General features: G+C 60.0%; 18 protein-coding genes. 7 read left to right on the top strand and 11 right to left on the bottom strand.

Annotated features, from left to right (window positions below):
* Positions 1–4: 4 nt before the first annotated feature.
* The 3 genes from DFR37_RS09260 to DFR37_RS09250 all read right to left on the bottom strand — a co-directional run bounded on the left by DFR37_RS09260 (position 5) and on the right by DFR37_RS09250 (position 4,029).
* Entirely contained in the window at positions 5–2,779 is a 2,775-nt protein-coding gene (locus DFR37_RS09260) for an ATP-binding cassette domain-containing protein (protein WP_242341793.1), read from the bottom strand.
* A 9-nt stretch (positions 2,780–2,788) separates the two neighbouring features.
* The gene (locus tag DFR37_RS09255; protein WP_113932968.1) at positions 2,789–3,328 is read right to left on the bottom strand and encodes a hypothetical protein; all 540 of its coding nucleotides are present in this window, start codon (positions 3,326–3,328) and stop codon (positions 2,789–2,791) included.
* A 191-nt stretch (positions 3,329–3,519) separates the two neighbouring features.
* Complete coding sequence (locus tag DFR37_RS09250) at positions 3,520–4,029, bottom strand: CinA family protein (RefSeq protein ID WP_113932967.1); 510 nt, start codon at positions 4,027–4,029, stop codon at positions 3,520–3,522.
* A 174-nt stretch (positions 4,030–4,203) separates the two neighbouring features.
* Here DFR37_RS09250 and DFR37_RS09245 point away from each other — a divergent pair, with 174 nt between their 5' ends.
* Positions 4,204–4,683, top strand: a complete 480-nt coding sequence (locus DFR37_RS09245) for a hemerythrin domain-containing protein (protein ID WP_242341794.1) — start codon at positions 4,204–4,206, stop codon at positions 4,681–4,683.
* A 119-nt stretch (positions 4,684–4,802) separates the two neighbouring features.
* On the opposite strand, the gene DFR37_RS09240 is transcribed toward DFR37_RS09245, so the two are convergent.
* The 3 genes from DFR37_RS09240 to DFR37_RS09230 form a co-directional block, all read right to left on the bottom strand.
* Positions 4,803–6,026: a c-type cytochrome gene (locus tag DFR37_RS09240; protein WP_429866784.1), complete on the bottom strand. Its 1,224-nt coding sequence runs from the start codon at positions 6,024–6,026 to the stop codon at positions 4,803–4,805.
* Between the two features lie 67 nt (positions 6,027–6,093).
* The gene (locus tag DFR37_RS09235; protein ID WP_113932965.1) at positions 6,094–7,857 is read right to left on the bottom strand and encodes a GMC family oxidoreductase; all 1,764 of its coding nucleotides are present in this window, start codon (positions 7,855–7,857) and stop codon (positions 6,094–6,096) included.
* A gap of 10 nt (positions 7,858–7,867) precedes the next feature.
* Complete coding sequence (locus DFR37_RS09230) at positions 7,868–8,650, bottom strand: gluconate 2-dehydrogenase subunit 3 family protein (RefSeq protein ID WP_242341795.1); 783 nt, start codon at positions 8,648–8,650, stop codon at positions 7,868–7,870.
* 291 nt (positions 8,651–8,941) lie between these two features.
* On the opposite strand from DFR37_RS09230, the gene DFR37_RS09225 reads away from it, so the two are divergent.
* Together DFR37_RS09225 and DFR37_RS09220 are read left to right on the top strand one after the other, a co-directional pair.
* Positions 8,942–9,652, top strand: coding sequence for a class I SAM-dependent methyltransferase (locus DFR37_RS09225; protein ID WP_346724939.1), 711 nt, complete (start codon positions 8,942–8,944; stop codon positions 9,650–9,652).
* Between the two features lie 165 nt (positions 9,653–9,817).
* On the top strand, positions 9,818–11,011 hold the full coding sequence (locus DFR37_RS09220; protein WP_113932964.1) for an amino acid aminotransferase: 1,194 nt from the start codon (positions 9,818–9,820) through the stop codon (positions 11,009–11,011).
* 52 nt (positions 11,012–11,063) lie between these two features.
* On the opposite strand, the gene DFR37_RS09215 is transcribed toward DFR37_RS09220, so the two are convergent.
* Both DFR37_RS09215 and DFR37_RS09210 read right to left on the bottom strand, forming a co-directional pair.
* Positions 11,064–12,575, bottom strand: a complete 1,512-nt coding sequence (locus DFR37_RS09215) for a CoA-acylating methylmalonate-semialdehyde dehydrogenase (RefSeq protein ID WP_113932963.1) — start codon at positions 12,573–12,575, stop codon at positions 11,064–11,066.
* A gap of 2 nt (positions 12,576–12,577) precedes the next feature.
* Positions 12,578–13,594: a D-2-hydroxyacid dehydrogenase family protein gene (locus DFR37_RS09210; protein ID WP_113932962.1), complete on the bottom strand. Its 1,017-nt coding sequence runs from the start codon at positions 13,592–13,594 to the stop codon at positions 12,578–12,580.
* 188 nt (positions 13,595–13,782) lie between these two features.
* Here DFR37_RS09210 and DFR37_RS22985 point away from each other — a divergent pair, with 188 nt between their 5' ends.
* The 4 genes from DFR37_RS22985 to DFR37_RS09195 all read left to right on the top strand — a co-directional run bounded on the left by DFR37_RS22985 (position 13,783) and on the right by DFR37_RS09195 (position 16,721).
* The gene (locus DFR37_RS22985; RefSeq protein WP_170139876.1) at positions 13,783–13,941 is read left to right on the top strand and encodes a hypothetical protein; all 159 of its coding nucleotides are present in this window, start codon (positions 13,783–13,785) and stop codon (positions 13,939–13,941) included.
* Positions 13,942–14,075: 134 nt separating this feature from the next.
* Positions 14,076–15,059, top strand: a complete 984-nt coding sequence (gene trhO, locus DFR37_RS09205) for an oxygen-dependent tRNA uridine(34) hydroxylase TrhO (protein WP_113932961.1) — start codon at positions 14,076–14,078, stop codon at positions 15,057–15,059.
* 37 nt (positions 15,060–15,096) lie between these two features.
* Complete coding sequence (locus DFR37_RS09200) at positions 15,097–16,065, top strand: NAD(P)H-dependent flavin oxidoreductase (RefSeq protein WP_113932960.1); 969 nt, start codon at positions 15,097–15,099, stop codon at positions 16,063–16,065.
* Positions 16,062–16,721, top strand: coding sequence for a glutathione S-transferase (locus DFR37_RS09195; RefSeq protein WP_113932959.1), 660 nt, complete (start codon positions 16,062–16,064; stop codon positions 16,719–16,721). The genes DFR37_RS09200 and DFR37_RS09195 overlap by 4 nt, the downstream gene beginning before the upstream one ends.
* A 54-nt stretch (positions 16,722–16,775) precedes the next feature.
* Here the strand turns inward: DFR37_RS09195 and fabI are convergent, their stop codons facing one another.
* Genes fabI through gloB form a run of 3 tightly spaced genes read right to left on the bottom strand, consistent with a single transcriptional unit; the run spans position 16,776 to position 19,817 of the window.
* Entirely contained in the window at positions 16,776–17,558 is a 783-nt protein-coding gene (gene fabI / locus DFR37_RS09190; protein ID WP_113932958.1) for an enoyl-ACP reductase FabI, read from the bottom strand.
* Between the two features lie 28 nt (positions 17,559–17,586).
* Complete coding sequence (locus DFR37_RS09185; RefSeq protein ID WP_113932957.1) at positions 17,587–18,999, bottom strand: transglycosylase SLT domain-containing protein; 1,413 nt, start codon at positions 18,997–18,999, stop codon at positions 17,587–17,589.
* A 14-nt stretch (positions 19,000–19,013) separates the two neighbouring features.
* Entirely contained in the window at positions 19,014–19,817 is an 804-nt protein-coding gene (gloB, locus tag DFR37_RS09180) for a hydroxyacylglutathione hydrolase (RefSeq protein WP_113932956.1), read from the bottom strand.
* Positions 19,818–19,832: the final 15 nt, after the last annotated feature.

Raw genomic sequence — 19,832 nt, 5'->3', positions numbered from 1 at the left:
GGGTTCAAGTCTGCGTGGGCGGTTCTGACGGGCTGGGTGAGGAGACGGCCGCTGTGCCTCGTGTCAATGCAAGAATCGTCGCCACCAGTTCGCGCGGGTCCACCGGTTTGGCCATATAAACCTGGAAGCCGGCCAGCAGCGCGTAAAGCCTGTCCTCCGCAGCGGAGTGTCCAGACAGGGCAATGGCGGGCAGTCGACGTCCCAGCGACACATTGCGCTGCGCCTCCATCTGGCGTATCTTGGCCAGCACTTGGTATCCGTCGGTATCGCCCAACGAGATGTCGGACACAAGCACGTCCGGCCATTGGTCTTGCGGGCGCTCGGTCAAGGCTGCGAGCACTGTATCTCCGGATGGGAACAGGTGGGTATGGGCGCCATAGTCCTGCAGCGATTCTCCGAGCAGTTCGCGGGCTTCGTGCTGGTCGTCGACGATATATATTTCCAGGTTCTTCAGCGGATCGGGCGTTGCAGCTTGAAGCGCGGGCTGCGCCGGCGCCGCCATTTCGGCGACGGCGCGCATCGGCATGCGCATGACAAAAGACAGCCCCGACTCGTCCTCGGCGATATGCATCTCGAAACGCCCGCCCATTTGTTCCATCAATGCGTTGGCCTGGGGCGGATCCAGCAGCGGGACATCGGCCAAAGCCGCCTCAATGGCGTCAGGCTCATCGTCCGCGTCATTCGCCGCGGCTGGTATGCGGTTCGTCAAACGGCTGTCGGTGACCGTGACTGCGACTTCAGTGTCGACCCGCTCCAGGCTTATCTCGATACGCCCGTCAGGGGGCGTGAAGTGGATGGCGCTCTTGAGCATGTCTCCCAAGAGCTTTTGCAGTGCTGCGGGATCGCCTGTTACGCGGGCAACGTCGGCCCTGATCAGGGTATATAGCGCGATGCCCCGCGCATCGATGGGGGCTCGTAGCGCATCCAGTACGCCGGCCACCAGCGCTACCAGGTTCACCGGCTGAGTGGTCAGCCGCGTTTCCTGCTCGTTCAGCGCTTGTTGCTGAAGCTGCAGCTTCCACATCTGGGCATATTGGCCTTGAAGGCCGAGCAACTCTTGGTGCGTGCCGCGCTCGACGATACGCCCATGGTCCATGACGAGGATAAGATCGGCATCGACTATCGTCGATAGCCGATGCGCGATGCTGAGCGTGGTGCGCCCGCGCGAGAGACTCTTCAACCCGTTCTGGATCGCCCGTTCGGTGCGGGTGTCAAGGGCAGAGGTGGCTTCATCCAGAACCAGTATGGGAGGATTCTTGAGAAACGCGCGCGCTATGGCGATACGCTGGCGTTCTCCGCCAGACAGCTTGATGCCGCGTTCGCCCACGGGTGTGTCGTACTGGTCGGGCAGGCTTTCTATCAGCTCGTGAATATAGGCGGCCTTGGCCGCCTCGATGACTTGTGCCATGGTCGCATGTGGCTTGCCGTAGGCGATGTTATACAGGATCGTATTGTTGAACAGCAGCGATTCCTGTGGCACGACGCCAATATTGGCTCGCAGGCTTGCCTGGGTGACCGACCGCACATCCTGGCCGTCGATCGTCACGCTGCCCGCGTCGACGTCGTACAGGCGCAATAGCAGGCGCGCCAGCGTGGACTTGCCCGATCCGCTTCCGCCTACCACCGCCACATGCTGGGCGGGCCCGATGCGAAAGCTGATGTCATGCAGTATTGGCCTTGCGGGGTCATAGGAAAAATCGACTTTGTCGAAGCTGACGGCTCCGCCCTGAACCTTCAAGGCGGGCAAGTCCTTCTTGTGGTCGACCTCGGTGGGCAGGCGCAGCAATGCCGACATGCGCTCTGCATTGATCAGGGCTTCGCGTGTCTGGCGAAAGATCAGCCCCAGGGTGTTCAGCGGCAGGCACACCTGTATGACATATGCATTGATCAGTACCAGATCGCCCACGGTAAGTCTTGCGTTGACCACATCCTGCCCGGCCATCAGCATAACCATGGCCACGCCAAACGCGATAATCGCACTTTGCCCGACGTGAAGGATGGACAAGGCCTTCTGGTTGTCCAGGCCCACCCCTATCCACCGGTTCATTATTCCACCGAGCCGTTGGGATTCGGCGCGCTCGCTGGTGTAGAGCTTGACGGTTTCGTAGTTCATCAAGCTGTCTACCAAGTGACCGCTGGCGGCAGAGTCCAGCTCGTTCAGCGCACGCTGGTAAAAAATGCGTTTCTCGGTGAAAACTATGGTGTAGACGGCGTAGGCGATGAACGTGACTGCAAGCACTCCGGCAAATCCGGCTCGATACGCAGTCAGCAGGATGACGATGACAGAAACAATCTCGATCACCGTGGGCAGCACGGTAAACAGGGCTGTGCCTAATAAAAAGCCTATGCCCGCCGTACCGCGCGAAACGTCGCGTGCAAATACGCCCGTCTGCTGCCCGCCATGAAAGCGCGCGCCAAGCCGGTGAAGATGGTCGAAAACCCGCACGGTAAAGTCCGCCACTGCTGTGGCGGTCACTTTGGCAAATGCCATATCGCGCAATTCGGTGAACAGCCCCGATAGAAACCGCAACAGTGCATAGCCCAGCAGCAGGAATACGGGCAAGGCCAGCGCCGCCTGGCCGCTTTCCAGCGTATCGACGATCTGCTTTAACGCCACTGGAACCAGCAGGGAGAAAACCTTGGCTCCAATCAACAAAGCCAGTGCCGCCGCCGTACGGCGCCGGAATCGCCAGACGGCCTGCCATATGGTCGTCAGGATTTCCTGCTGACCGGTCCAGCCGAACTTTGGAGGACGAATGGCTTGAGCAAATTTATTCACGTTCAAGGCTCAAGTCGATGCAAGCGGTTTCGCGCCGCCCTGATCATGCCTGCCAAGCTCCAGGCTTTCTTGCAGCGCCAAGGCCCGCTGCTTGGCGATGGCCCGCAACAGTCCCGCAACGCTTGTTCCTATGGCCTCGTCGAACCATGGGTCCGCCCCGCTGACACCTACGGCGATCCCGTCGTGCCAGACTCCTCCCCAGACCCCGGTGTCGGTGGCGCGAAGCAAATGTGGCGCAATATAGCGAAGCTCGTGTCCGCTGCGCCGCCCGCGCCAGCATACGCGCGCCTTCTCGCGCGCATAGAGTGCATAGTCGGCATCCCAGGCACTGCGGTCGCCGACAGAGTGTTCATACAGTATGGCGCTTTCAAAGCTGCAGGCCTCCGGCCCAAGCGCGGGATCCATAATGACGATATACAGAAAGCCGCTTTCGCCGATGCTGCGGGAAGCCATTCCGCTTTCAATCATCGGCAAGGCCAGCTCTACCGCGTGCCGGGCCGCGGACTGGTCGGCCAATGCGCTGCCCAACGCTGTCGACGCGTTACTCATCCTTTGACCTCTCTAGATAGACGGGTGGAAAGCCGCTCATTGCAGATGAGCCGCATGGTTCTTGAAAACCAGCAATCGGTATGCCCGCTGGCATGGGGTACAGCGAAGGCGCAAGCGGGCCTAGGCTTGCCGAACACGGTCTCCGGCATGCGGGGCGGCGTTGCGTTGGGCTGGGAAGAGCGTTGTACCGCCTATCGGACGGGACCGCTGGCTGCGGCGATGAGGCGGGCATGCAACCGTACCAGCCGTGCCAGCGCATAGTCCGCGCTGGCGGCGCGGACTTCGTTTCGCTCTCCGTCGAACTTGCGTGTCTCCGAAAACACCTGCGCCGTGGCGTGCGGCAAGCTGAAAACCCAGGCAAAACACTGGGTGCCTTCGGGAGGACCCTTTGGCATGGGTTCGGTTACGCCGGTATTGGCAATGGCGACGTTGGCCTTGCTTCTGGCAAGCGCCCCGTGCGCCATTTCAATCGATACTTGTTCGCTCGTCAGTCCGTAAGCCTTGATGGTGGCCTCGTTCACGTCCAGACAACGCTGCTTTGCGGCGGGCGAATACGTTACGAAGGCGCAGTCCAGTATTTCGCCGGCTCCACGGCTGTCCACCAGCCTTGCGGCAATCAGCCCTGCTGTGCAGGATTCCGCGGTCACAAGAAGAAGGCGATGCTCCTGCATATAGTCTGACACAGCGTCAATGTTGTTCACGTCGATGACCCAAAATCATTTGTCGGATGCGGTCACTATGACGGCCGCCGCAACGGCGCAGCAAACGCCATACCCGTTGGTTTTTGGTAAGGGCGCTCCATCCCTGCGTGCGGGTATGGCGTTTGCTTGGAGTCGCCATGGCGGCCTTTCGCTATAACCCACAGGAGAAGACTCATGTCTATGAATAAAAGCCACATTCCTTCGGCTCAGAAAAAAGTAATTACGATGCTGATCGACGATCATCGCGAAGCGCAGAAACTCTTCAAGGAATTCAAGTCGGCGAAAGACAACAACAGGAAGGCCGAGATCGTGCGGCAAGCCTGTGCCGCGCTTACCGCGCATACAGGGGTGGAAGAAAAGCACTTTTATCCGTTTCTGCGCGGCGCGGACCCCAAGACATTCGGCAGCTTGCTGGACGAAGCCAAGGTCGAACACGCCAGCGCCAAGGAACTGATTGCGCAGCTTGAGGAAATGCAGCCTAATGAGAACCTGTACGATGCGTATTTCACCGTGCTGGGCGAGTACACCAACCATCACATCACGGAAGAGGAAGACGAACTCTTTCCCAAAGTGATCGAGAAAGATTTGGACCTGCGCGAACTGGAGAAGCCCATGCAGGAAACCAAGGAAGAACTGATGGCTCAAAAGGCCTGACCGGCTTGCTTTGTGGGCCTCGGCACTATGATTCCATATGCGCGCGGCCATGCCCCCCGAGCGAACTTCAGGACATGGCCACGGCTTCGGTGGCGCTTCTTTTGGCGCCCGCCGGGCCGTTAATGCATGGTGTGTGAAATCAGGCGCTTGTAGCGGGGGCCGTATTTGTGCAGATCCTTGCGGGTTTCGGCGACCTGGTCGGCGCTGACCGCGGGCGCCTGGTTGCCCCAGGCATTGCGTACATAGGTCAGGACATCGGCAATTTGCTGGTCGTTCAGTTTCCAGTCGAAAGCAGGCATGGCCAGGCCGGTAGGAAGCGAAGGCGGGTCCGCCATATAGTCTCCGGCCAGCACCACCTGGATCAGCGTCTGCGGCTGCGCGGCTTGAATCGGGGGGCTGTTGGCCAGGGGAGGGAAGGCGTTTTTCTGGCCTTTGCCATCGGCCATATGGCAGCCCAGGCACTGGTCCATGTAGATGCCCTTGCCCTGCGCCATGGTGCTGTCGGCGATGGCGGTGTCCGTCTTGGCCGCCTCGTGCGCGGGGATGTCTTTCAAGTAGGTGGCGATGGCTTCAAGGTCTTCATCGCTTAGGTGCTGGGTGGAGTTCATGACCACCTCGGTCATGGGGCCGGTACTGGCCGTGTCTTTATTGGCGCCGGTCTTCAGGTAATCCATAATGTCCCGGACGGACCAGCTTCCCAGGCCGTCGCGCTTGTGGCCGGTAAGACTGGGGGCGTACCAGCCTTCGCCGGCGTCGCCGCCCTGCATGGCTTTATCGCTTATCGAAGCGCCCAGCATGTTCTTGGGGGTATGGCAGGCGGCGCAGTGCCCCAGGCCTTTGGTCAGGTAGGCACCCCGATTCCAAAGGTCCGACTTGTCGTCGTTCTTGACATACTCGCCTTCATCGAAGAACAGCAGGTTCCATCCCGCAACCAGTTGCCGCCAGCCCAGGGGCCAGATCAGTTCATTGTCCGGCGGGAGGGCGCGCACCGGTTCCAGGGTGTTCAGATAATCCTTGAGGGCGTCGACATCTTCGCGTGTCATTTTGGTAAACCAGGGGTAAGGACAGGCGGGATAAAGATACTGGCCGTCCTTGCGCCTGCCCTCGTGCATGGCCCGGTAAAAGTCCTTTTCGGTCCAGTTTCCTATGCCGGTTTCCAGGTCCGGCGTGATATTGCTGGAATAGATGGTGCCGAAGGGAGTTTGCATGGGATAGCCGCCGGCAAAGGGCTTGCCGCCTTTTACGGTGTGGCAGGAAATGCAGTCCCCGGCTTGCGCCAGGTACCGGCCGCGCTGGATATTGGTGAAGTCTGTGCCCTGGGCACAGGCGCCCTCGGCCAGCATGCCGGCGCAAATTGCCAGCACCAGACCCATCGATTTGTGTTTGAACGCGTGCATGGCGCCTCCTGCGTCAGGCCTGGACCAGCGGCCCAGGATTCTTCAGATACATCGAACGTATGGCGTCGGCGGCCCAATAGGCCAGGGCCCCCACCGTGCCGGTGGGGTTATAGCCGGCGTTCTGGGGGAAGTTGCATGCGCCTACGACGAAAACATTGTGCACGTCCCAGCTTTGCAGGTAGCGGTTGACCACGCTGGTGCGCGGATCGTCGCCCATGACCGCACCGCCGGTATTGTGTGTGGTCTGGTACGGAATAATGGAATAGGGGCCTTTGCGTTTCTTCACATCGATGGAGCGCGGTTTCATCGCCTTGGCGATGCCTTCGGCCTTGTCCGTCAGGAATGCCGACATCTTGTAGTCGTTGGCATGGAAATCGAAGGTCAGGCGCAGCATGGGGTTGCCGTAGATATCTTTGTAGTTGGGGTCGAGGTCCAGGTAGGCGCCGCGCTGGCTGACCACGCTGCCGTGGGTGGAGATGGCCACGCTCTTCAAGTAGTTTTCCGCCATGGCCTTCTTCCAGCCGGCGCCCCATTTGGGCGCGTCCTTGGGCAGATGGTGCTGAAGAATAGGGCGGCCGCCGGTCGTCCACAGGGCGATATAGCCGCCGCCGATGAAGCCTTCAGGGCCGTGGTCGAAATTGTCGCCGTTGAATTCGTCTATGGCCTGGCCCAGCGCGCCGGCGCCCATGTACGGATTGATCAGTTCATCAACGAAAGCCTCTACCGACGAGGTGATCTGGTAGGCATAATTGCGGCCCGTGACGCCGGTGTTCGTGAAGGGGTTGTACGGTTCGCCTATTCCAGAGAGCAGCAGTAAATGCACATTATGCTGGGCAAAGGCGCACAGGATGACCAGTTGCGCGGGCTGCTCGTATTCGCGGCCCTCCAGGTCGCGGTAGATAACGCTTTTGGCCTTTTTACCCGTATTGTCCAGCAGCACTTTGGTAACATCGCAGCCGGTCCGGTACGAGAAATTGTCCTTCTTCAGCAGCACGGGCAGTATGGTCGATTGCGGCGAGGCCTTGGAATAATTGCCGCAACCGAACCACTCGCAGAAGCCGCAGTATGTACATTGGCCCATCTGGACTCCCAGGGGGTTCAGGTAGGGCCGGGAAGTATTGGCCGCCGGAGCGGCGAAAGGCTGGTAGCCCATCTCCTTGGCCGCCTTGTCGAACATCAGCGAACCCACGCTGCGCTCCAGCGGCGGCAGTGGGTATTCACGCTTGCGCGCGCCCTCGAATGGATTGCCTTCCGACTGCTTGCTGCCTTGCAGATTGCCGGCCTTGCCGGAAACACCGCACAAATACTCGAAGCGGTCGTAATAAGGCTCCAGATCGTCATAGGTGACGCCCCAGTCCTGAATGGTCAGATCCGCCGGTATGAAGCCCGCGCCATAGCGCTCTTCAGTGTGCGAACGCCATATGAAGTCGTCGGGCAGAAAGCGCCATGTCTGGCCGTTCCAGTGCACGCCCGCGCCGCCCACACCGGCGCCTGGCCGGAAAGAGCCCAGATGGCGCATGGGCAAGGCCACCTGGTCGCGCGTATTGCGAAAGGTCAGGGTCTCGCGCATGGGCGCCTGGAACAGGCCGTTGCGTACCGCGTATTTCAGTTCGTCCTGTATGTGGGTAGTGGCGAAGTCCGGGACGGTGGCGCGATCCACCCCGCGCTCCAGCGCCAGCACCTGCACTCCTTCCTCGGTCAGTTCCTGGGCGATGATGGACGCGGTCCAGCCGAACCCCACCAGCACGACATCGACAGGTTTCAGTCTCGTTGCCATTCTTGCTCCTTCATAGATTCAGGACCGAACCATCCCGGCCCATCAGGCCGACGGGCGGCAAGGCATAAGGCTTGCCGTACTTTGTGATCTCGTCGACGTAGTTGTAGCGGGGGCCGGGGAACCCGATCAGTTTCCAGCCCGCGAAATTGCGATTGCCGCCGTACATCGGGTCGGAAAGAAAGCCTTCCTGGGTGTTCTGCCAAAGAATCGCGAAGAAGGCCTGGGCCGGGAAGTCTTTGAGCTTGATCTTGTTGTCGTCCATGTCGTGCAGCACCTGGTCTTGTTGCTGCTCGCTCAGGTCGGCGTATACCTTGCCGTATTGGCTGCGGCAGTGATCGTTGATTGCGGCAATGGCCTTGCGATATAGCTGCGCGGGAGTTTCCTTTAATTGATAGCCCTGCTGCTCTGTGCCGTCGGCCCATGGACCTTCCATATACCAGCGATCGGCCCGCCCATAAGGACCGGCAAGCTGCATATCGATAAAAAACGGCACATCGGCTTGCAAGGCCCCCGGATCGTCGGCCGTGCCGGGTATCAAGCGCGCTGTGGCGGCCTTGACGAATTTGTATTCGTCGGCTGAAAAAAATATGCGCCCCACCTGGACCGGCTTGGTCTTTTCACTGCAAGCCGCAAGCGCGCTGACGACCGGCAGGGCCAAGGCCGCCTGCACGAAGCGCCTTCGACTCAATCCGCTGGCGCCATGAGGTTCGTTGCGTGAGCGCTGATTGGAAACTTCGCTTCCCGCCATCGAAAGGCACGCAAATACATGTTCATACTTTGCTCGTGTATTCATATTTGTCTCACGGAATCGTCGTTTCCGCTGGTTTAGCAAAGTACATGCCCGCAGCAAGCCCTTGCATCGCCTTTTGCAGGCTTGGCGCCCTTTACAAATACATGCAAAATTTACGTATTAAGCGTAATGTCAGTTTACGGCTCCATCGTTCCGTGGAGTATGTACGCGCGGTCGGGCCGCGAGGCGGTCCGAGCCTGCCGCCGGTTGCTGGGGCCATGTTTGGTCTTTTGACATAAGTGGGCCATACTCTGAAGGTCTTTATCCTCTGGAGCGTGTTCTCATGTTGCGTTCATGACGATGCCCGGCTATCGAACCAAGCTGGAAAGTATCGCCATAGCGGGCGTTGGTAATCTTTTTATTCGCTCTTTGCTGGACCGCCAGCAATACTACGACCCTGACGGCGCAGCCGAGCGTCTTGGCATCGGCCCCGCCGTCTGGCCGCTGTTCGGCCTGTTATGGCCGTCGGCTCTTCATCTGGCGGCGCAATTGGCCTTGCGGCCGGTTTGCGCCGACGAAAAAATACTCGAAATAGGCTGCGGCCTTGGCCTGGCCAGCTTGGTGGGCCATCGCCGCGGCGCGCGCATTACCGCCAGCGACTGCCATCCCCTGGCGGGGGACTTCTTGCGGGAAAACCTGCTGCTGAATGACTTGTGCGCTTCATTGAGATACAAACATGGCCAATGGGGCGAGGCGCGTCCCGCGTCCATATTGGATGCCGGGCGCATACAGCTGTCGAGCCGGTACGATCTTATAATCGGCAGCGACTTGCTATACGACAGAGACATGCCGGCCGAACTCGCGGCATTCATCGACCAGCATGCAGTGGACGATGCCGAGGTCTGGATCGTCGATCCCAACCGCGGGCACCGCCCGGCATTCAACCGCAATATGGCCGCGCTTGGCTTTGCGCTGCAACAGGACATGCAATTAAGCAGTCTGCCGCCGCAAGCCGACAGTCCGGCTGCCCCCTACAAGGGCCGGATGCTGGTATACCGGCGTTGATGCGGAACTTGGCCGACTATTCAGTTGCCGAGCGGCGGCTTTTACGCTGGCATCACGGTCGCCAGGCCGCAACGGCGGCAAGCTGACGCCGCATGGCCTGTCGCCAGTATAAAATGGCTAACACTATTAACCGCTTGCCGGGGTTCCCGGCGTACAGGAAGAATCTTGTTCAGCACGTTATCGGCCTACGCAGGCGACCCCATACTGACTTTGCAGCTGGCTTATCGCGACGACCCTCGCCCTGAAAAAATCAACCTCAGCATTGGCTTGTACTACGACAACGAGGGCAACATCCCTCGGCTTGAATCGGTGCAGCGGGCGCAAAAAGTAGTCAACGCATCGACCGCGCCGTGCACCTACTTGCCCATGAGCGGCAGCCCGGCCTATTGCAAGGCGGTGCAGGGCATTGTGTTCGGAGAGCACTCCGAGGCGGTCGGGTCGGGGCGTGTGGCTACCATCCAGACAGTGGGCGGGTCGGGGGCGCTTAAGGTTGGCAGCGACCTATTGCGCAAGTTCTTTCCGAATTCGTCCGCGCGCATCAGCAGTCCCACATGGGACAACCATCGCGCCATTTTTGAAGGCGCGGGGTTTTCCGTCGAGACTTATCCGTACTTCGACCCGGTTACGCAAAGGCTGGATTTTGCCGCCATGTCGGCCTATTTCCGTACCCTTGCCGCAGAAACAATCGTGCTTTTGCACCCTTGCTGCCATAACCCGACCGGGGCTGATCTAAGCCATGCCCAGTGGGACGAGATTGTGCAAATCGTGGCAGAGCGCAAGCTGCTGCCGTTCCTGGATATGGCCTACCAGGGCCTGGGGGAAGGGTTCGATCAGGACGCTTATCTTGTGCGGGCCTTGGTGCGGGCGGGCCAGTCGTTTTTGGTGGCCAATTCGTTTTCCAAGATTTTCTCGCTGTACGGCGAGCGCTGCGGCGGCTTGAGCATGGTGTGCGCCGACGCCGACGAGGCCTCGCGTGCGCTGGGGCAGATGCAGCAGGCCGTGCGCCGCAATTATTCCAGTCCCCCGGCATACGGCGGCCATGTGGTGGAAACGGTTCTGCTCGACCCGCAACTGCGCCCTATGTGGGAAGCCGAAGTCAACGCCATGCGCGAGCGCATCCAGGCCATGCGAACTCAGTTGCACCGGGGCTTGGTGCAGCACCATCCGGCCTACGATTGGGATTTCCTGATGGCGCAAAGCGGCATGTTCAGCTATGCCCCGGCATTGGCGCCGCATATGCACGAGCTGATCGAGCGCTTCGGCGTCTACATTATCGAATCCGGCCGCATTTGCGTGGCGGGGCTCAACACCAGCAATGTCGACCGCGTGGCCCAGGCTTTTGCAGCGGTGCTTAAATAAGCCGCCGCAAAGTAAGGCTGTCTTAGTATTCGGACGGCCCTGTTGAGTTTCGTCATTTATGCGTGGGCATGGCAAATTCCGCGCCCTTGGCGGTGCTTTCGGGCCACCGCTGCATAATGCTTTTTTGCTTGGTGTAGAAGCGTACGCCTTCTTCGCCATAGGCATGGGTGTCGCCGAATAGCGACTTGTTCCAGCCGCCGAAGCCATGCCAGGCCATCGGGACCGGAATGGGCACATTGATGCCAACCATGCCGACCTGGATACGCCGGCCGAATTCGCGGGCGATGTGGCCGTCGCGTGTATAGCACGAGACGCCATTGCCGAATTCATGCGAATTGATGAGATCGACGGCTGTGGCGAAATCGTTCACCCGTATGCAGGCCAGCACCGGGCCGAAAATTTCTTCTTTGTAGATGCGCATCTGCGGGGTGACATGGTCGAATAGAGTGCCGCCGGTGAAAAAGCCGTTTTCGTGGCCCGGCACCTTGATGCCGCGTCCGTCCACAACCAGCTCGGCGCCTTCTTGTACGCCCAGCGCGATATAGCCTTCGATGCGCTCCAGAGCCTGGCGGCTGATCACCGGGCCCATTTCCGCATCGGCTTCCATGCCATTTTTAATGATCAGGTCTTTGGCGCGTTGCGCCAGCCGGGGCATGATCTTGTCGGCAACGTCGCCCACCAGCACCGCGACCGAGATGGCCATGCAACGCTCGCCGGCCGAACCGTAGGCCGCTCCCGTCAAGGCATCGACGACTTGATCCAGGTCGGCATCGGGCATGACGACCAGATGGTTTTTGGCGCCTCCCAGTGCCTGTACCCGTTTGCCGAAATGCGCGCCTTGCTGGTATATGTAATGCGCGATTGGGGTGGATCCTACAAAACTGACGGCCTTGACGCCGGGGTGGGCAAGCAGGGCGTCGACGGCGACTTTGTCGCCCTGTACGACATTGAAGACCCCGTCGGGCAGGCCGGCTTGCTTGAGCAACTGGGCCATGTACAGCGCGGCCGAGGGGTCGCGCTCGCTGGGTTTAAGCACAAAGCAGTTGCCCGCCGCGATGGCTACCGGGAACATCCAGCAGGGAACCATGCAAGGAAAGTTGAAAGGCGTTACGCCGGCCACGACGCCCAGCGGCTGGCGCAGGCTCCAGTTGTCGATGCCGTGGGAGACCTGCTCGGTAAAGTCGCCCTTGAGCAATTGCGGAATGCCGCAAGCAAATTCGATGACGTCGATGCCGCGCGAGACTTCGCCCTGGGCATCGCTAAAGACCTTGCCATGTTCGGCGGTGATGATGGCGGCCAGGGCGTCGCGGTGCTGGTTCATCAGCTCAAGAAACTTGAATAGAATTCGTGCACGGCGCAGCGGCGGCGTGTCGGCCCACGCCGGGAAAGCCTGTTCGGCGCTGGCGACGGCCGCGTCGACATCGGCCGTTTCGGCCAGCACGACTTGGCGCGCAACGCTGCCCAGGGCGGGGTTGTAGACGTCCTGGCGCCGTGTGCCGGCTCCTTTGCTTGCCTGCCCATTGATGAAGTGGCTGACATCGGCGCTGTCGGTAAAGGGTGTCATGGTTATGTTCTCGTTTCAGAATAGACGGGCAATGATTTTTGCCGCTCGTGCTGCTGGACTTCGGGATTGAGCAGGCTTACGGGCTCGCCGGCGGCGTAGCGCGCGATATTGTCAAAAGCGGCGCCGTAAGCGGATTCGTAATTGTCTTGTTCAACAAAGCCGATATGCGGAGTACACAGGGCGTTGGGCAGCTGTAGAAGAGGGTGGCGGGCTCCGAGCACGGGCTCTTCTTCGTAGACATCGACGGCGGCGAACCCGGGCCGGCCCTGGCGCAGCGCGCGTTCCAGCGCGTGGGGCGCAAGCAGCTCGGCGCGGCTGGTGTTTACAAGCAGCCCCGTAGGCTTCATTAGCGAAAGGTCGGCCAGTGTAATAATGCCGCGCGTTTCAGGAACAAGGCGCAAATGCAGGCTTACAACGTCGCTGTCGATAAAAAAGGCCTCGCGCGAGGGCGCCACGGCGTATCCGTCGGCGCGCGCGCTGGCTGTAGAGCCTGGGCCGCCCCATACCCAGACCTCCATGCCGAACGCTTTGCCGTAGGCGGCGACCTGCCGGCCTATGCGGCCATAGCTCCAGATGCCCAGGCGCCGGCCTTTTAGTTGGCGGCCCAGATGGCCTTGCCAGAGGCCGTCGCGCAGGCGGTTGGCTTCGGCAAGCAGGTGGCGCCGGCTGGCCAGTACCAAGGCCCAGGCCAGTTCGGCGGTAGAGCTGCTTACCCCGCTTCCGCGCCCATCGGCCACGGCTATGCCCCTGGCGGTGCAGGCGTCCAGGTCGACATGAGGGCCGATGCTTCCTGTCTGGCTGATAAAGCGCAGCCTGGGCAGGCGGTCGAGCAGGGCGGCTGAAACCGCAGTGCGTTCGCGGGTAAGCACGATGGCGTCTGCCGTGACCAGGCGTGCCGCCAGGTCGGCCAAGTTTTTGGTGCTGTCGTTGAATACCTGCACACCGTGGCGCGCAAGCTTCTCGAAGCAATGCAGATAACGGACGCAATCCTGATAGTCATCGGGAATAGTGACGTTCATAAGCGGCGCCATAATAGTCGAGGTGGCACGGATATAGCGGCATCACGCATTGGTAATTTCCCCAACTGTCATCAATTTGTCGGCAAACTGGTGTTATCTTACGGCCTGAGCTACAGTGTTACAACAACTTGAACATCGGCCGCAAGGCTGCTTCATGATTACTTTACTCTATATAGTGAGGTTTTTTGATGTTGGTTAAACCGCGTACCCCTACTCAGTTCCGCCCCTTGCGCAGCACCGTCCAGCAAGACATCAATAATGCAAGGGCCAAGCAGGTATCGGCCAAGCGCATCATCAGCATGGGCGGTGTAGGTAACGAACGCTACGACCGTCGGCGCGACAAATAATTCCATTGTTGCTTGCGGCCTATCAAGGCCGGCTTTGCGCGTACGGGTAAAATAGCCGTTTTACCCATTTGTCGAAGGTTCCGCATGCGCCTGGGCTGCGCCAGGCAGGCGGGTCTTTGCCTCATCAATACGCCATGGCTCATTTTCTGGTTGCTGCACTTTACAAATTCGTCCATTTGCCCGACTATCGCGCGCTGCGCGAGCCGTTGTTCGATTTTTGCGAGCGCCACGAGGTTAAAGGCACGTTGCTGCTGGCCGAAGAAGGCATAAACGGCACGATCGCCGGGCCGTCCGAAGGGGTTCAGGCGGTATTGGCCTATTTGCGCGCCGATCCGCGCATGGCCGCGCTAAGCCACAAAGAATCCTGGGCGCAGGAAATGCCGTTTTACCGGCTCAAGGTCAAGCTCAAGCGTGAAATCGTCACGATGGGCATCCCTAATGTGCAGGCTCAGTCCATGGCCGGAACCTACGTCAAGCCAGACGAATGGAACGCCCTGATCGACGATCCGGATGTCGTCGTGGTCGACGTGCGCAACGACTACGAAGTATCCATCGGCTCGTTTGCCGGCGCCGTCAATCCGCACACCGAAAGCTTTACCGAGTTCCCGCAGTGGGTGCAAGAGCAATCGGGCGAGGGCGGGCTTCTGAACAAGAAAACCCGGGTCGCCATGTTCTGCACAGGCGGCATACGCTGCGAAAAATCCACCGCGTACTTGCGCTCGCAGGGTTTCGAACAGGTTTATCATCTGGAGGGCGGTATCCTGAAGTACCTGGAAACCGTACCGTCCGAGCAAAGCCGCTGGGATGGCGAGTGCTTCGTATTCGATGAACGCGTGTCGGTGGTTCACGGGCTGGATCAGGGCCACTATGAGTTGTGCCGCGCCTGCCGTCAGCCGCTTGGGGCGGCCGACAGGGCTTCAGACTTGTTTGTCGAAGGCATTAGTTGCCCGCATTGCTACGGCAAGCACTCGGAAGAGCAGATGCAGCGGTTTCGCGAACGCCAGAAGCAGGTCGAACTGGCCCGCAGCCGCCGCCAGCGCCATATAGGCGTACGAATGGACAAACAGCCTGCCGGTTCGGTCGAACAGCCAGGCAAACATAGCGATACCGCCGAATAAACAAGCAACTTGCGGCGGCTCGATCAGGAGAGGCGTCATGATAGTTACGGCTTTGACCGAAATGTTCGGTCTGGATCACCCCATTGTGCTTGGACCCATGGGAGGCGTTGCGGGCGGCCGTTTGGCGGCCGCGGTGTCCAACGCCGGAGGACTGGGCATGGTCGGGGGCGGCTATGGCGACCCTGCCTGGCTGAAGACCGAATTGGCGCTGGCCCAGGCTCAGGCCAGCCGACCCTGGGGTGCCGGGTTGATCACGTGGGCGATAGGCGACGGCATACTGGAGCTGGTGCTGCAATTTCAGCCGCATGCCGTCATGTTGTCTTTCGGCGACCCCGCCCCTTATGCCGCCCGCATCAAAGCGGCGGGGTGCAAGCTGATCTGCCAGGTACAGGATGTTGCCGGTGCCGTGCAGGCCCGCGAGGCCGGCGCCGACCTGATCGTGGCGCAGGGTACTGAAGGCGGCGGACATGGCGGCGCGCGCGCGACCCTGCCTTTGGTTCCGGCAGTGGTCGACGCTGTCGGCTCCGTCCCGGTCGTGGCCGCGGGCGGGATAGCCGACGGCCGCGGCATTGCCGCAGCCTTGATGCTGGGCGCGCAGGGCGCTTTGCTGGGGACGCGGTTTTATGCAACCAGCGAAGCCCTGGGACATGACCAGGCCAAGCAGCGCATTGTGGGCGCCCAAGGAAACCAAACGCAGCGTACGCGTGTCTTCGACATCGTCAGGGGCTACGACTGGCCAAACGGCTATACCGGCCGCGCTTTGCATAATGAGTTCATGGCGCGCTGGAGCGGCCGCGAAGAAAGCCTGGCGCAGGCTGCCGACGTGGAAACCCCCGCTTTCTGGGCCGCCGCCGGCGACGGTGACTACGACACAGCCATGGTCTGGGCCGGCGAAGTGGTCGACCTGATACATGAAGTGGAAGACGCCGGCAGCCTGGTCAAGCGCATGGGCGCACAGGCGGAAGCGCAATTGGCGATTGGCTCGGGCTTGTTGCGCAAGCCATGACAGTAGCGCAGCGCCCCATACTGTATTCCTTTCGCCGCTGTCCCTACGCGATGCGGGCACGGCTGGCGCTGGCCAGCAGCGGTGTGTCTTGCGAACTGCGCGAAGTAGTATTGCGCGACAAGCCGCAGGCTTTGCGCGATGCTTCTCCCAAGGCCACGGTGCCGGTTCTGGTTTTGCCTGATGGCCGGGTGCTGGAGCAAAGCCTGGACATCATGTTGTGGGCGCTGGGCCGCCACGACCCGCAGTATTGGCTTTCGCCGCCGCAGGGCGGCCTGGACGCCATGTTGGCGTTGATCGCTGAATGCGACGGCGTTTTCAAGAACCATCTGGACCGATACAAGTACCCGCAGCGCTATGGCGACACCGACGGTTCGGCGCACAGGCAGCAGGGCGCCCAATGGCTGGACTCTCTAGAGCAGAGGCTTGGCGATGGCGAGTTTTTATTCGGACGGCGGCCGGCATTGGCCGATATGGCTATTGCACCTTTCGTGCGCCAGTTCGCTCATGTCGACATGGACTGGTTTATGGCGCAGCCGTGGCCGCATACCCAGGCCTGGCTTTCGACGTGGATGACGTCTGCGTTGTTCGAGCGTGTGATGCACAAGTACGCCGCCTGGCATGCGGAAGACCAGGGCGCCAGTTTCCCCCCGGAATGAAATACGGCCCGCAGTGCGCAAGCATGCGGGCCGTTTCTATTGCGGCGCTATTTGTCAGGACATGCCGGGCACAACAGTAGAGAAGCCGGCGTCTACATGAGTGATTTCGCCGGTTACGCCTGCGGCAAGGTCGGACAGCATGAAAGCGGCGACATTGCCCACGTCTTCGATGGTGACATTGCGGCGCAGCGGGGCATGGGCTTCGACAAACTTCAGAATGGAACCGAAGTCCTTGATGCCGCTGGCGGCCAGCGTCTTGATCGGGCCGGCCGAAATGGCATTGGCGCGTATGCCCATGGGGCCCAGCGCGTTGGCCAGATACCGAACGCTGGCTTCCAGCGAGGCCTTGGCCAGGCCCATGGTGTTGTAATTGGGTACGACTTTTTCCGCGCCCAGGTAGGTCAGCGTCAGCACGGAGCTTTTGCGGTCTTTCAGCAAAGGCAGGGCGGCCTTGGCAAGCGCCGGGAAGCTGTAGGCCGAAATGTCGTGCGCAATCCGGAACCCTTCGCGCGACAAGCCGTCGAGGAAGTCGCCCGCAATGGCTTCGCGCGGTGCAAACCCAATGGAATGCACCAGCCCGTCCAGGCCGTCCCAGTGCGTTTTGAGCTCTTCCATGGCCGCGTCGATCTGCGCGTCTTCGGAGACGTCGCAGGGCAGGACGATATTGCTGCCCAGTTCGGCGGCGAATTCAGTGACGCGTTCTTTGAAGCGTTCGCCCACGTAGGTCAGTGCCAGCTCGGCTCCTTGCCGGTGGCAGGCCTGTGCAATGCCAAAGGCAATAGAACGGTTGGAAAGGACGCCGGTAATTAAAATGCGCTTACCGCTTAAAAAACCCATTTTGTGTTCCTGTTTGATTGACGTGGCCTTAGCCGCGAATATTGGTGCCCGGCACCCGCAATTGCTTGCCTTTTGCCAGACTATTGTTTTTAAGATTATTCAGCTTGCGCAATTCGTCCACCGAGGTGTTGTAGCGCTTGGCCAGCGAGAACAAGGTCTCGCCCGACTTGACGGTGTGCGTGCGCGCATTGACGCGGCGCTTTACGACGATATCCTTGCCGCGCTGTTGTACCGTGGCCTTTTTGAGCGAAGGCCGGGCCTTGGATTCGGAGTCCGGGGCCGAAGCGTCGTTGGAAGGATAGTTCAGCGACGCCAGTTGAATGCCGCCGGTGCCGCCCATTTCGGCCGGCACCAGCAAGGTCTGGGCCACGGCCTTGCTGGACTTGCCGGGCAGGCCATTGATAGCGCGCAACTGGCCCAGGCTGATTCCATATTTTTTTGCAATAGAGGCATACGATTCGCCGCGCTGAGACTGGTAGGTTTGCCAAGAGCTTAGTTTGCCCTGGTAGGCCTCCAGGTTGGCCTTGAATATATCGGCGCGGTCGGTGGGCAAGAGCAGGGTAGGCTGGTGTTCGGCCAGCATGACCGGCGTATTGAACGAAGCATTGAGCGCTTTGAAGTCTTCGACCGACATTTCGGCCAAGCGCGCGGCAACGGCTACGTCGATGGTTGGCGTTTTCTGGATGGTGGTGAAATACGGTGTGTTGCTGACTTCGGGCAAGTTGATGCCGTATTTCTTGGGATTGGCGACGATGTTTTTTATGGCCTGCAATTTGGGCACGTAGTTGCGGGTTTCATCGGGCATGTTGATGGATGCATAGTCGGCAGGCTGGCCGGCATTGGCGTTTTTGTCCAGGGCGCGCTTGACGGAGCCCTCGCCCCAATTATAGGAAGCCAGCGCCAGATACCAGTCGCCCTGGAAATCGTATAGGTAGCTTAGATAGTCCAGGGCGGCATGGGTAGAAGCGATGGGGTCGCGGCGCTGGTCGCGCCACGAGTCCTGCTTCAGGTTGTAATGCAAGCCTGTGCTGGGAATGAACTGCCACAGGCCCGAGGCTTTGGCCCTGGAGTAGGCGGTGGGGTTATAGGCGCTTTCGACGAACGGCAGCAGTGCAAGCTCGGTGGGCAGGCCGCGGCGCTCTAGTTCGTCGACGATGAAGTACAGGTATTTACCGGCGCGCTGGCTCATGAGGTAGACCGATTCGGGGTGCGAAGCGTAGTAGTTGGTCCACTGCTCGGTCAGGTCGTCGTTGAGATTGGGAATGGCGAAACCGCGCCGGATGCGGTCCCACATGTCGCGGGGGGGATGGGTCAGGTCTATAGTGCGGGAAGTTTCGGCTGCGCTATAGGTTTTATGGCCCGCGGGCTGGTTGCTATGGTTGCTGGCACAACCCGCCAGAACTGCTACGATGAGCAGAATAAATAGTCGTAGGCAGTTCATTGGTTAGTTATTGGTCAAAAGTTGTTCTTCCATTCACGCAAACTGGCAAAAACGGCTACAGCCGAGGTTAGCGGCACGCCTGCATACGCGGCGGCGGCATCCGAGACACTTTCTTGCAGCGGACGACAAAACGGATTGGTTTCAAGCTCGAGCCCGATCGTTGAAGGCAGCGTTGGCCGGCCTTCAGAGCGCAATTGCTGGGCGCTTTTCCATCGTTGTTGCAATGCTGGGTTGCCGGGTTCCACCTGCAAGGCCCAACGTAAATTGGCCAAAGTGTACTCATGGGCGCAGCACACAAGGGTATCCAACGGTAAAACTTTAAGTTTACCCAAAGAATTGAGCATTTGCGCAGGAGTTCCTTCAAATAACCGGCCGCATCCCGCGGCAAACAGTGTATCACCACAGAAAACCACGGGCTTGCCGCTGTCCAGGTAGCCGAAATAGGCAATATGCCCGGCAGTGTGCCCTGGAATGTCCAGGATGGACAATTCCAGGTTGAAGTTGTCGAGTGTGATATTGTCGTCTTCTTTAAGGCGGATATCGCACGCGGGCAAGGTTTCACCAAGTGGCCCGTACACTGTGGCGTTGGTTGCGGCCTTCAGGGCTTTTACTCCGCCGACGTGGTCGGGATGGTGGTGAGTCAGTAAAATGGCATCCAGGGTTAGCTTATGCTGGGCCAGCAGCTTTTCAATTGGTGCGGCTTCGCCGGGGTCGACCACGACAGCGTGCCCATCTTTGCAAAGCAGCCAGATATAGTTGTCGGAAAACGCCGGCACGGGAATAAGCTGGGTGCCGCTGCCACTGTCTCGATTAATCATGTTTATGAACCATTA

It is taken from the genome of Eoetvoesiella caeni (assembly GCF_003315175.1).
GTDB classification, from domain to species: domain Bacteria; phylum Pseudomonadota; class Gammaproteobacteria; order Burkholderiales; family Burkholderiaceae_B; genus Eoetvoesia; species Eoetvoesia caeni.
This window is presented reverse-complemented; position numbering and strand designations above follow the sequence as displayed.